Genomic DNA, 12,233 nt, shown 5'->3' on the forward strand with positions numbered 1-12,233 from the left:
TGAATCATGAAAACTGCAATTGTAACAGGGGCTTCTTCGGGAATAGGGTTTGAAATTTCAAAAAGGCTTCTTAAAATGGATTATAAAGTATATGGCTTTGGAAGAGATTTTTCTAAAGTAGATTTTTTTAATTCCAATTTTATTCAGGAAGTTTGCGATATTACAGATATAAATGCACTTGTAAAAATTATAGAGAAAATTAAAAAAGAAAACCAGGTATGTTTACTGGTGAACAATGCAGGGGTGGGATATTTTGGCCCTCATGAAGAATTAAATCCTAAAAAAATACACTTGATGGTTTCAACCAATCTGGAGATACCTATGGTGCTTTGCAATGTGCTTTTAAGAGATTTAAAGAAAAACAAGGGCATGATTATAAATATATCTTCAGTTACTGCAAAATATGTAAGTACCTATGGTTGTGCTTATGCTGCTACAAAGGCAGGGTTAACCCACTTCTCAGAAAGTCTTTTTTCAGAAATCAGAAAAACCGGAGTTAAGGTACTTTCTGTTCATCCTGATATGACAAAGAGTAATTTTTATAGAAATGCAAATTTTAGTGAAGATGATAGTGACACTGATTTCTATATAGATAGTGAAGTTATAGCAGATACAGTAAGATCAATATTGATGCAAGGCTCCAATATAGCTGTAACAGATATTACCATAAGACCTCAAAAACATAGAATAAGAAGAAAATAACTTCCATAAAAATCATGAAATATTTAATTAATGGTGTATAATTTTAATTAGACACTACTAAGGGAGGTATTTTTATGAAAAGAAAAATAGGTATTATTGGAATGATGTTGATATTTGTCATTTCTGTTTTATTTGTTACTGGTTGTTCCAATGGAACTGATAGCTCTGAAGAATCCACTAAAATTAAAATAGCGGCATTAAAGGGGCCTACCGGCATGGGTATGGCAAAGCTTATGGAGAATAAAAATAGCTATGATATTACTGTATACGATTCCCCGGATGAGATAGTATCTAAAATCGTAAATGGACAATTAGATGCTGCTGCTGTGCCTTCTAATCTGGCATCTGTATTATACAATAAGACAAAAGGACAGATTCAATTGGTAGGTATAAATACACTGGGGATTTTATATATTGTGGAAAATGGCAGTACTGTAAAGGATATAAAGGATTTAAAAGATAAAACTATTTATTCCAGTGGAAAAGGTTCCGTCCCTGAATTTGCATTGAACTATATATTGAAAGAGAATGGATTAACTGCAGGAAAGGATGTAATAGTGGATTACAAGATGAATCACAGTGATCTGGCTGCTGCAGTGGCATCTAAAAAGGTTAACCTGGCAGTACTGCCAGAGCCTTTTGTAACCACCGCTAAAATGAAAGACAATGAACTTCAAGTACCTATAGATTTGACAAAAGAATGGGACAAGGTATCCCAGGGAAAAGGCAAGCTTATAATGGGAACTTTGATATTTAGAAAATCTTTTATAGATAGTAGATCAAATGATGTGGATGCTTTTTTAAAGGAATATAAGGAATCTGTTGATTTTGTAAATAATAATAAAGTAGAAGCATCAAAGCTTATAGAAAAATATGGTGTAATTCCAAAGGCCAAGGTAGCAGAAGAGGCAATTCCAAAATGTAATATAGTATTTATTAGTGCTAAAGAAGGTAAGGATGATCTTCAAAAATTTTATGAAGTGTTAAATGAAAATGATCCAAAGTCCATTGGAGGAACAATTCCAGATGAAAACTTCTATTACAGCGGAAACAAAAATAATTAAAAAAATAGGTATATTAATATTTTGGATATTAATTTGGCATGTATGTTCTGTTTTTATAAATGAGGAACTTCTCTTGCCCTCTCCCTTTCAAGTATTAAAATCTCTTGTATTGCTTATGGGTAAATTTTATTTCTGGAAAAGTGTCTTAAGCAGCGTAATAAGGGTGATAATTGGAATTTTGCTGTCTGTGCTTATAGGCATTGTACTTGGGTTAACAGCAGGACTTAACAAATTTGTGGAAGAACTTTTGGAACCTCTTATAGTCACTGTAAAGGCAACTCCTGTCATATCCATAATTATTATAGCACTGGTGTGGTTTAACTCATCTAATGTAGTGATTTTTACAGCTATACTTATATGTTTTCCAATAGTATATACCAATGTGCTTCAGGGAATAAAAAGCATAGATAAAAGTCTTATACAAATGGCAAATGTGTTTAAAGTAAAAAGAAAATATGTGCTTAAAGATATATATTTGCCCTCCATAAAAAATTATATTGTATCAGGAATACTTATGTGTATGGGAATTGGATGGAAGGTTTCAGTGGCTTCAGAGGTGTTAAGCATTCCAAGATACTCCATAGGGTTGAATCTTTTAAGCGCCAAAACCACTTTGGAGACAGCAGAGTTATTTGCCTGGACTATTGTGGTAGTTATTTTAAGCTTTATGTTTGAGAAGGTGTTTAAATATTATTTACAAAAGTAGATCTTAAAGTAATGCACAATGCGCGGTTCACAATTATGGTACTGAAAGCTGGATCTTATGAAGATGCCTTGGGGCAAAATAATTTATGGGTAAAGGTGACAGAAATATGGTAGTGGAGCATGAACACAATTATGAGGTAATAATTAAAAATTTGAATAAATCCTATGATGGAGTTTCTATTTTTTCTGATTTAAGTATAAACTTTATAAAAGGCAAAATTACAGCTATTCTGGGACCATCAGGCTGTGGAAAAACTACTCTCTTAAATATTATAAGCGGCATTGAAACAAATTACAGCGGGGAAGTTATATTGAAAAATGACAGCATATCCTACGTGTTTCAGGAAGACAGACTTATTCCCCATCTCACAGTGTATGAAAATGCTGCATTCGTACTAAAATCCACTATGAATAAAATGGAAGTTGACATATCTGTAAATAAATTTTTAGATATGGTGGAACTATTGGAGTATAAAGATAAGCTTCCAGGTAAACTAAGTGGAGGAATGAAGAGAAGAGTTGCACTGGCAAGGGCTGTTGCTTATAAAAGCAGCTTGATTTTAATGGATGAGCCTTTTAAGGGCATGGATGACAGATTGAAAAGCAGCATAATAAAAAAATTTTTAATTCACCAGAGGGAAACAGGTAGAACTGTTATATTGGTAACCCATGACAAGATTGAGGCTGAAACTATGGGTGATGAGGTTTATTTTCTGTAATTAAAGGAAAGATATTGGTTTTAATGAAGTCATTCAGAGGTTCAGATGGAGTTTGATATGGAGAAATGTTTATTTCCAGCTGAACCTTAGACAACTTATCCACGCGTGTTATTCATGAATGTATTTGCTCCAAAATCAATAAGATTTTAGAACAGGTATATATACGTGAATAAATGTTAAAAAGTTATTAAAATTTAGTATAACAACAGAATACGACAGTATTTTTAAAAATAATATGATATTTTAAATATAAAATTATATAATGGGAAACAATGAGACATGCTCTATAGTTAGGGCACCTGGATCATGATGAGTTAATGGTGCAACCGACCCAATCTACAATGAAGATTGGTTTTTTTGCGTTAAATTCTATACAAAGTTAACCCATATATGTAATTAGTCTATATTTAAAATGAAAATACATTAGTAGAAAAAAGTAAAATTTGAGAAATGAGGAGAATAGTAAAGAAAATACTTAGGAGGCATGTTAAATGTATTGGGAGGTTATAAAAAGACAAACTAAAACTAGAATGTACATTGATACAATAAAAACATTTAAATTTGATGAAGAAACTAAGGACGCGATGTACAATCAAGCGTTAAACTATGCTAAATGGAGAAATAAACTAGGTATTACAAAAAAATATTATTATGAAATCGAATTTGACTGGAAATAATTTTATCAATTGCAAGTAACCCTAGCTGATTGTCAGGGGCTACGCGTATATTATGTTGCAAAAGTATGTAATTTTATTGTATTATATAATTATTAAAAATTACATAATATTGGGTTGATAGGAATAATGGGTGAGAAAGAGTATTATAAAACAAAAATGGTTGAATACGAAAAAGCTAGAGACAGATTAGCATCATATAAGGAAGAGCTTGATAGATATTTAGACAGCTGTAGGACAGGTTTTAAAGACTTTAACACTGTATATGAAGCAAGCTATAATCTTCAAGGGGAAGTTATGGATAATTTTAATTATAAATCAGAGGATTTTAGCAAGGAAGTTAATCAACTATTTGGTAAAATTGAAGATGATATAAGTATTATTGATAACCAAAGAGCTAAAGCTAATGAATTATATAACAAGTATAGACGATTATATGAAGAAGCATGTGAATGTGATAATTAGAAAAATAATTATTTTAGTTAGGAGATAAAAGATGCTTTATAGATTAGATAATAGTATACATGATGACATAGGAAATTTTATGAATGGTAATAAAACTTTACAAGAGTCTTTAGATACAGTTAATGAGGTATTATCAATTTTAAATACAGATGTATGGAAAGGGAATAGTAAAGAATCAGCAATAGATTTGATGACAATATTAAAAAAATATCACGAAATGCTTCTAAGTGTAGCCAAAGATAATGTAGACATAATGGTTAAGTTAGAAACTAAAGCTGAAGAATATATGCACAGCGGTAAAATGCCATCTTTATGGAAGTAGTATGGAGGAATGAAAATGATTAGTGCAAGTGAATTATACTATCTAAATAGGGCACTAGATGGAACACCGATTTTGGGTATAAATCCCGTTGAAACTTTGATTAGTAATGATAAAGGTGAAAATTCACCAAAAAAATCATTAATTAAGAAAAAGATACTACAAAGTAATAATGGATTAAATGAAAAATCGTTTAGAATTATTAGTAACTTAGAAAAATATAAAAAGGCAAAAAAACACGTATGGATTAATGATTTATTAATATCACTAGATAAGACTGATTTTTTAGTATTTTTAAAGAACAGAGAAAAAGGACAATTTATTATTGAGAGAACAAGCAAATCTCTTATGCTGTATGAGATAATAAAAAATTATCAATTTTTATGGAATAATACAAAGGTAGAGGATAGCGAAAAAGAAATAATAGAACCTAATAATTTTATATTAAATGAAATACAAGATAAAAAAGAAAATCAGATCTTATGCATACAAAAAGAAGAAAATAAAAATTTTAGAGTATGCACTATTTATTATCAAAAAGATTGTGTATATAAATATAATTTATTAAATAAACAGTTAATCAAAGTAAATCCTAGAGATATAAGGCTAGAACTTGCAAATATATTTGAACTTGAGGTGAATAAATAAATGGATGATACCATAAAGGTAAGTGGTGAATTAAAAAATATTGCAAACAAAATAGGTAAAGCATCAGAGTTAGTAAGTGATGCATCCAAAATGTATCAACAAACATTTGAAAGTTTTATAGGAATGTATTTAGGAAAAGCTGGGAATGATGAGAAAGTACTGTCAGATAATTTTGTTAAAGATTTAAATACATTAAGTTATTTTTATGGACAAGCAGAGTATTATGTAAATTATTGTTTAGAAAATTTAAGTAAGCAGGATGAAGAAGAAGCAGAAAGTTATGATGCAAATATGGTGTAGCGTAGCAAATTGGTAATATGTCAAGAGCAAAATGAAAAGGATATGAGGAGAATGAAAAATGAGAAAGTATATTTTAGATTCAGATCTTTTATCTAAGAAAACTACTGCTGCGTACTCCATGCTAAATGATATGCTTCCAGTCCTGGATAAGATAGAGGAAACTAGCAAGGAAGCATTTGAAGAGATAAACGCTCATGATGAATTAGGGAATGTAGATTATACATCAATAAAGAATAATATGGAACATATTGAAGAATACATGGATAAATATAAGGTTTTCGGAGCAGTATCTAGTGGTGCTGGACAAAATAGTAGTAGTGGATATAATTATAATATGAGTACTGTAAGTTATAGCAGCAATGATGGATTTATAGGGGAGTATCAAAGAGAAGTAGATGATGTATTCTATAATGATCTGGTTAAAATAATAAAAAAGCTAAGAGATTCGAAGCTGCAAGATATAAGAATAGATAACAATGTAGGAATACAAGGAGAAAGACCTGCATCGATATTTGATATGAATACAAAAGTATCAGATGGAATTAACAAGGATAAAATAGGCTTGGAAGACCTACTTGGCTTTGGAAGAATATCAATGGCTATGCATCAAGAGTATGAACAGATAAAATCTCAAATAGATGCCTATAATGCAAGTTTGCCAAAATATAGTTCAGAAAATGCTTCAAAATTCCTGCCAGATTTTATTAGTAAGCTTATATTTGATTCGGAAATAGATAAGGAAAAAATAAATAGTTGTGATGATTACATAAAAAAAATGGTAACTTCATCAGACTTTGATTACGAAACGAATGGTGAAAGAACAGCATCTATTGCAGCAGATTTCATACCAGTATTTGGTGAACTTAAAATGTTAGGTGAAATAGTTGAAGGAAAGGATTTAGTATCAGGAAAGCACTATAGTACAGGAGAACAGTTGTTTGGACTAGGCACGCTGGGTGCAGGAAGTCTACTAGGAAAGATATACAAGGGAATAAAAGCAGGAATGTCACCAGAAGTAGAAGAGGCAGCAGGCAAATTAAGTAACGGAACTGTATTTGCAATGAATGGTGCTGGTGGAGCTAGTGGAATTGAAAAACTGACTAAGAATATAACTAAAAAGATTGTTGGTAAGGGAGAAGAGGCATCTGAGGGGGTAACACAAGCTGAGGCAGAAGTTGCTATTACATCTGAGGCTAGGAGTGCAGAACAGTATCATACATTCCACCAATTTGAGTTAAAAAGTGATTTTTACTATGCTAGTGACTCAGTTCAATTCAGACAAGCTAACAAGTCACTTATAGAAAGGCTTAATAGTGATGCTAGTTTTAGAAAAGATATGTTTAGGAGAAATCCAGAGTTAAAAACATGGTTGGATAATAACCCTAATTTATCTAACAGTCCAACAGGGTTCACTTGGCATCACTCCGAGGAAACTGGTATTTTGAAATTAGTTGATAGAACTGACCATAGTACCAATTTCGGAATATATCATCCGACTGGAAATGGAGGAAGAGATATATGGGGAGGAGGAAAGCTTGGGAGAACAGGTAAGTTGGATATGTACGGAAATATTAAAAAGTAAGAAAGGTGAAGAGAAATGTTAACAAAGAATAAAGAATACAAGTTTTATGAAATAATCAATGAATTAAGAACTATTTACCTGCAAGAGGGAGCTAAAAAGCTGTATCAGGATAACAATTGGTGTGTATATTCACAGGTAGATAATGTAGAGTTAGATTCAGAATGTTATATAGATGAGTATCCAGAAATTGATGATACAAGTTATGAAGAAAAATTACCTAACTTTATTGAAGAAAAGGAGTTACAACTTGTTTTTAGAGATGAATTATTGCAAGATGTTGTGGTTTCAGCATTGAATAGAAAAGAAAATGCATCAAATGATGAATTACTTAAAGCCATTCATTATTATAACGAGAATGATACATTTTTAGAGCTGTAAAAATAACTATAGTACCAAGTAGTATCTCGCTTCATAATTTACATCAAGCTAGCTTCATAATAATTAATGGCGTAGAGATAATACAAAAATCAATAAATTACAGAAAAGATAATACTGCATAATTGTAATAATGCAGTGAGAGAAGACAAAATGAACTAGCTGAAAAACAAGTAGGCTAGTTCATTACTTTTTATAGTGATAAAATAGTAGTACATGTTGAAAACGCTAAAGTCGCTCACTAAAGAATAATAAGACAGACTCTGCCCCAAGAGGGCGACTAAAGCTGAGGTTAAACCATTTGATATAGTTGAATATGGAAATAAAACTTCTGGAATAGAAAATCATCATGGTGTATTAGATGTATGGGCAAAAAATAATATACCTGGATATGTTGAAAGAGCAAGTGATTCAACTTCAATGGCATTAACAGCAGGTAAAGAAGGGCAACATGCTGCAACAAAATCAGTATATAGAGACTGGTTGTTTGAAAGAACAGGCAAAAAAGTTGGTGGAAAAGTCAACTGGAGTGAGGTTTCTCCTCAGGAGATACAAGGTCTAAGCGAAAGAATGTTTGATGCAGCAAAAGTTCCTCAGGAGGCAAGAGTAGAGTATTATAGAGAGTTTAACAGATATATCTATAATCTTAAATAACTTAAGGAGTTGATTAGATATGGACATTAAAGAACTAGTAGAGAAAATAAAAAAACTACCTAATTGTATAGTATACCCATCAAAAGGATTACCAAATGTTGAATCAAAACACCATTTGCCTGATGATGTGAAGGAGTTTTATGAACTTTGTGGTGGAATTACATTGTTCGAAAATCAAAACTATATCGCTAATATAGTATCTCCAGATGAATTCATTCTAGCAAACCCGGTAATTGTAGGAGAACTTTGTGAAGAGGATATTACATCAGAATGGTATATAATTGCTAATGATGGAAATGGTGACTATATGACAATAGATATGAATCCTGAAAGAATTGGAAAATGCTATGATAGCTACTGGGACAGACATGGGGTAGTTGGAGAATGTGCAGTTATTGCATTATCGTTTACTGATTTGGTTGAAAGATTAGTTGAAAACAATGGTGAAAGATGGTATTGGTTAAGAGAGGATTTTGCTTCAATGGGTGATGCTTATGATGGTATCGAAACGGAATAAAATATTAAAAAAATCCTGTTACTCAATGCAATATTATACCAAAGGTAACTGCAAAAAATATGAATATGAATCTCAAATATATATTTCATAATTCTTATAAAAAGGAAGAAATATTTAAAATTAAATTAGACTGCATAATTTCAATAATGCAGTGAGTTGTAACTAAAATAAAAACTAAATATATATTATAACAATGATAAGAGTCAATGTTTCTCACGAAGAAGCATTGGCTCTTTTTCCATGTAAGGAAATTGAAAGGAGTAAAGATGATGTGGCTGGTGCTAGAATAAAAATAGAAAGGGTAAAATCAAGGTAGAAGACACTAACAATAAGTAAAATAAGTGTAGTTTTTGATAAATACTAATACTATGCAGCAACCTATTCAGTGTTTTCCTATATTTAGTAAGTAACCCTAGCTGATTGTTGCATGACCAATATTTTTAGGTAGAAATAGTACTTCAATTACTGGGAACAGCATCAATAGACCAAGAAAGATAAAACCTAATTCATAGGCAGTATTAATTAAAAAGAAAAATTGAAATAAATTTACAACCACTGTAATGAGTGATATTCCCATACCTTGAGCTAATGTTGAAACAACAGCATTTAAAGTATTTGCACTATTTCTATCTTTAGGGTCTATTTCAGAAAAACTCAATCCATTGTAAGCAGTTAAGGCTAGTGAGCGTCCTACACCTGAGACTAATGCAAGAAACATTATCCAAATAGGCAAAGTATTGGTTTTAATAAATGCTAAAGCAATGGATGTGATAAATACCATTCCAAATGATGACAATAGTGCACCGCGATAGCCTAGTTTACGAATAATTGGATTGGCTACTTTTTTCAAGTGCTTGAAAACCATAAAGCCTAGTATTACTCCTAAAATAATTAAACCTATTGGGATATTAATCAAGAAAATCCAATGCCAGCTCCAGTAAGTAATAATAAATCCACCAACCACTGGTGCTATTGTGGGTGCTATCAATTCAGGCCAAATAAGATAACTAACCATTTTCAACAACTGTGAAGCCGGTGTCTTTTCTAATACAATCAACCTTGCTGTAGGTGTCATCAAAGCACCGGAAATTCCTTGTACAATTCTCATTAGCAAAAGGAAAGAAAAATTAGGTGCTAATGCATTACTTAACGAGCTAAAGGTAAAGATGATAACAGCAATAATCCAAATTCTCTAAGCCTATAAAAAACTTTGTGTAAAGTGAATAAAAAGCACTCTTTCAAGGCAATAATTTTAGATGATAAATTTACAATTATTAACATGAAGGAGTGATTTTTTATGTCGAATATTTCTAAAGAAATTTTAAGGAATTATGTGAATGAACAAAAATTTAAAAGTCCTGATGAAGTCCTGGCTGCCATGAAGGAAATGTTTAAAGATGTTCTTCAAGAAGCATTGGAAGCAGAAATGGATACCCAGCTTGGATATGACAAATATGATGTAACTGAAAAACAAACAACTAATAGTAGAAATGGGTATTCCAAGAAAACTATAAAATCCGAGTTGGGTGCCGTTGAGCTTAATATCCCCCGGGATAGAAACGGTGAATATGAGCCTAAAATTATTCCAAAGTATAAAAGAAATGTGACTGGCATTGAAAATAAAGTCATGGCTCTATATGCAGCAGGAATGACTACAAGAGATATATCAGAACAGGTGAAAAATCTTTATGACGTAGATCTTTCTCCAGAAATGGTATCCAATATAACAAATAGAATTCTTCCAGTGGTTGCAGAATGGCAAAACAGACCACTTGAAAAAACTTATTCTTTTGTATTTATGGATGCAATTCACTATAAAGTGCGGGAAGATAAGCAAATTATAGTTAAGGCTGCCTATGTGGTACTTGGTGTAAATATGGATGGACAAAAAGAAGTACTTGGTATATGGATAGGTGCAAATGAAAGCAGTAAATTCTGGCTTTCAGTACTCAATGACCTTAAAAATAGGGGAGTTTGCAATGTGCTTGTATTTTGTGTGGATGGACTGAATGGATTTAAAGAGGCAATAGGAGCTGTATATCCTTTTGCCAAAATCCAGAGATGTATAATCCATCAGCTGAGAAGCAGTATGAAATACATACCATATAAAGATAAAAAGGCATTTGCAAAAGACTTAAAAGCTGTCTATGGTGCAGTAAATACGGCCAATTCTCTTTTTTCCAAATCGATTAGCCATCCATCCACTTAACGGGATAAAAATGGCCACTGTAATCAAATACACACTGACCAGTAAAGCAATTGTTGACGAACTTGTATGAAAATATTGTGCCATTTTAGGTAGTGCGGTGGTTACAATTGTTCCATCTAAGATCTCCATAAAGAGACTAGCAGCCATTAATAAGGCTATTTTTATTTCTTTTGTCATGCTGCTCACCATTCTTTCTTCAATTCATGTTTAAGCTTTTCAATCCATTCAATTGCCACAGTGGCTTGTTGTAGTCGTAACTCCAACTTCTTACTTGCGTACCAGTGATCTTTTGAATCTTTTTCAGCTAATTTTTGAAGTGCATTTTGTGTATCTTCCATGATGTCTTTTTGTTCCTGATAGAATTGATCTAATAATTGTATTTGTTCATCTAGAGCAAGATGCTGCATCACATCAAGCTTTATTAAATATATATCCGCATTGTGAGCACCCTTAGGAACAGGCATTTTCATTAGTTCAAAAAAACGTTTCTTTCCTTTTTCTGTAATAGTGGCAATTTTCTTATTTTTTTTGTCTGATTCTACATTGGTTATTTCTAAAAAACCTTCCTTCTCTAATTTTTCAAGTAGGGGATAAATCACTCCATAGCTGATTTTTCGATGATGTCCTAAAGAAACTTGCAATGCAAGTTATTTGTTTAAAAAATTTTTGTATACAATAAATAAAAATACATATATAATAAATTTAGAAAGTAAGAAAATAATAATTTAAGAAGGTGATTCCATGATTACTCAATTAAGAGAAAAATCACAAGTTACAATTCCAAAGGAAATTATGAAAAAGCTTAATTTAAAAATTGGGGATTCTATAGATATTGATATTGAGGATAACAAAATTGTAATTAAACCAGTAGTTATAGTTCCAAAAGAGCAGGCATGGTTTTGGAGTGAAGAATGGCAGCAGGATGAAAAACAGGCAGATAAAGATATAAATAACGGCAATACTAGAAAATTTAATTCTGCCCAGGAGTTGTTTGAAGATCTTGATAATTAAGCGTACTGATAAATTTAAGAGAGAATATAAAAAACTGCCTAATAATATTAAAGAACTATTTAAAAAACAATTTACTAGATTTATGGAACATCCATATGCTGAATTTCATCCTTCTTTAAGAATAAAGAGAATACAAGGTACTAGTAATATTTTTGAGATGACAATTACAATGGATATCAGGGTAACGTGGCAGTATATAGATGGTGGCATATTGTTAAGAAATATAGGTAAACATGATAGGACTTTAAATAATCCTTAATTTATAAATTGTAGCCGATGAAGATAAGTC

19 protein-coding genes, 1 pseudogene and 1 riboswitch are annotated in these 12,233 nt (G+C 31.5%); of the genes and pseudogenes, 17 read left to right on the plus strand and 3 right to left on the minus strand.

The window, feature by feature from the left end; all coding sequences use genetic code 11:
* Positions 1 to 6: 6 nt before the first annotated feature.
* The 14 genes from AB3K27_RS06670 to AB3K27_RS06735 all read left to right on the plus strand — a co-directional run bounded on the left by AB3K27_RS06670 (position 7) and on the right by AB3K27_RS06735 (position 9,040).
* Positions 7 to 702, plus strand: coding sequence for an SDR family oxidoreductase (locus AB3K27_RS06670; protein WP_368490453.1), 696 nt, complete (start codon positions 7 to 9; stop codon positions 700 to 702).
* A 74-nt stretch (positions 703 to 776) separates the two neighbouring features.
* The gene (locus tag AB3K27_RS06675; RefSeq protein ID WP_368490454.1) at positions 777 to 1,766 is read left to right on the plus strand and encodes an ABC transporter substrate-binding protein; all 990 of its coding nucleotides are present in this window, start codon (positions 777 to 779) and stop codon (positions 1,764 to 1,766) included.
* Complete coding sequence (locus AB3K27_RS06680; protein WP_368490455.1) at positions 1,729 to 2,472, plus strand: ABC transporter permease; 744 nt, start codon at positions 1,729 to 1,731, stop codon at positions 2,470 to 2,472. The genes AB3K27_RS06675 and AB3K27_RS06680 overlap by 38 nt, the downstream gene beginning before the upstream one ends.
* Positions 2,473 to 2,557: 85 nt before the next feature.
* Positions 2,558 to 3,190: an ATP-binding cassette domain-containing protein gene (locus AB3K27_RS06685; protein WP_368490456.1), complete on the plus strand. Its 633-nt coding sequence runs from the start codon at positions 2,558 to 2,560 to the stop codon at positions 3,188 to 3,190.
* Positions 3,191 to 3,446: 256 nt separating this feature from the next.
* Positions 3,447 to 3,531: riboswitch (cyclic di-GMP riboswitch) on the plus strand.
* 150 nt (positions 3,532 to 3,681) lie between these two features.
* Positions 3,682 to 3,867 (plus strand): hypothetical protein, encoded by a 186-nt coding sequence (locus AB3K27_RS06690; protein ID WP_368490457.1) that lies wholly within the window; start codon positions 3,682 to 3,684, stop codon positions 3,865 to 3,867.
* 156 nt (positions 3,868 to 4,023) lie between these two features.
* Complete coding sequence (locus AB3K27_RS06695) at positions 4,024 to 4,329, plus strand: hypothetical protein (protein ID WP_368490459.1); 306 nt, start codon at positions 4,024 to 4,026, stop codon at positions 4,327 to 4,329.
* Positions 4,330 to 4,360: 31 nt separating this feature from the next.
* Positions 4,361 to 4,651, plus strand: coding sequence for a hypothetical protein (locus AB3K27_RS06700; protein WP_368490461.1), 291 nt, complete (start codon positions 4,361 to 4,363; stop codon positions 4,649 to 4,651).
* Positions 4,652 to 4,666: 15 nt separating this feature from the next.
* A complete protein-coding gene (locus AB3K27_RS06705; protein ID WP_368490462.1) occupies positions 4,667 to 5,296 on the plus strand; it encodes a DUF5081 family protein in 630 nt (209 codons plus the stop codon).
* Complete coding sequence (locus AB3K27_RS06710) at positions 5,297 to 5,596, plus strand: hypothetical protein (RefSeq protein WP_368490463.1); 300 nt, start codon at positions 5,297 to 5,299, stop codon at positions 5,594 to 5,596.
* A gap of 58 nt (positions 5,597 to 5,654) precedes the next feature.
* Positions 5,655 to 7,178 carry an HNH endonuclease gene (locus AB3K27_RS06715; RefSeq protein ID WP_368490464.1) on the plus strand — a complete coding sequence of 508 codons (1,524 nt, stop codon included), beginning with the start codon at positions 5,655 to 5,657 and terminating at the stop codon, positions 7,176 to 7,178.
* Between the two features lie 15 nt (positions 7,179 to 7,193).
* Complete coding sequence (locus AB3K27_RS06720; protein ID WP_368490465.1) at positions 7,194 to 7,556, plus strand: hypothetical protein; 363 nt, start codon at positions 7,194 to 7,196, stop codon at positions 7,554 to 7,556.
* Between the two features lie 333 nt (positions 7,557 to 7,889).
* A complete protein-coding gene (locus AB3K27_RS06725; RefSeq protein WP_368491194.1) occupies positions 7,890 to 8,207 on the plus strand; it encodes a hypothetical protein in 318 nt (105 codons plus the stop codon).
* Positions 8,208 to 8,226: 19 nt separating this feature from the next.
* Complete coding sequence (locus AB3K27_RS06730; protein WP_368490466.1) at positions 8,227 to 8,724, plus strand: SMI1/KNR4 family protein; 498 nt, start codon at positions 8,227 to 8,229, stop codon at positions 8,722 to 8,724.
* 193 nt (positions 8,725 to 8,917) lie between these two features.
* Positions 8,918 to 9,040 carry a hypothetical protein gene (locus AB3K27_RS06735; protein ID WP_368490467.1) on the plus strand — a complete coding sequence of 41 codons (123 nt, stop codon included), beginning with the start codon at positions 8,918 to 8,920 and terminating at the stop codon, positions 9,038 to 9,040.
* A gap of 96 nt (positions 9,041 to 9,136) precedes the next feature.
* Here the strand turns inward: AB3K27_RS06735 and AB3K27_RS06740 are convergent, their stop codons facing one another.
* The gene (locus AB3K27_RS06740; protein WP_368491195.1) at positions 9,137 to 9,913 is read right to left on the minus strand and encodes an MFS transporter; all 777 of its coding nucleotides are present in this window, start codon (positions 9,911 to 9,913) and stop codon (positions 9,137 to 9,139) included.
* A gap of 108 nt (positions 9,914 to 10,021) precedes the next feature.
* On the opposite strand from AB3K27_RS06740, the pseudogene AB3K27_RS06745 reads away from it, so the two are divergent.
* Positions 10,022 to 10,885, plus strand: a pseudogene (locus tag AB3K27_RS06745) (IS256 family transposase); the annotation flags it as partial.
* Here AB3K27_RS06745 and AB3K27_RS06750 read toward each other — a convergent pair.
* Positions 10,859 to 11,122, minus strand: coding sequence for an MFS transporter (locus tag AB3K27_RS06750; RefSeq protein WP_368490468.1), 264 nt, complete (start codon positions 11,120 to 11,122; stop codon positions 10,859 to 10,861). The pseudogene AB3K27_RS06745 and the gene AB3K27_RS06750 sit on opposite strands and share 27 nt — an antisense overlap.
* A complete protein-coding gene (locus AB3K27_RS06755) occupies positions 11,116 to 11,574 on the minus strand; it encodes a PadR family transcriptional regulator (RefSeq protein WP_368490469.1) in 459 nt (152 codons plus the stop codon). Before AB3K27_RS06755 ends, AB3K27_RS06750 begins: the two co-directional genes overlap by 7 nt.
* Positions 11,575 to 11,674: 100 nt before the next feature.
* Between AB3K27_RS06755 and AB3K27_RS06760 the strand changes: the two genes are divergently transcribed.
* Both AB3K27_RS06760 and AB3K27_RS06765 read left to right on the plus strand, forming a co-directional pair.
* On the plus strand, positions 11,675 to 11,944 hold the full coding sequence (locus AB3K27_RS06760; protein WP_368490470.1) for an AbrB/MazE/SpoVT family DNA-binding domain-containing protein: 270 nt from the start codon (positions 11,675 to 11,677) through the stop codon (positions 11,942 to 11,944).
* Positions 11,934 to 12,203 (plus strand): hypothetical protein, encoded by a 270-nt coding sequence (locus AB3K27_RS06765; protein WP_368490471.1) that lies wholly within the window; start codon positions 11,934 to 11,936, stop codon positions 12,201 to 12,203. Before AB3K27_RS06760 ends, AB3K27_RS06765 begins: the two co-directional genes overlap by 11 nt.
* Positions 12,204 to 12,233 lie beyond the last annotated feature (30 nt).

The sequence above is a fragment of the Clostridium sp. BJN0013 genome, from assembly GCF_040939125.1.
GTDB lineage: Bacteria > Bacillota > Clostridia > Clostridiales > Clostridiaceae > Clostridium_B.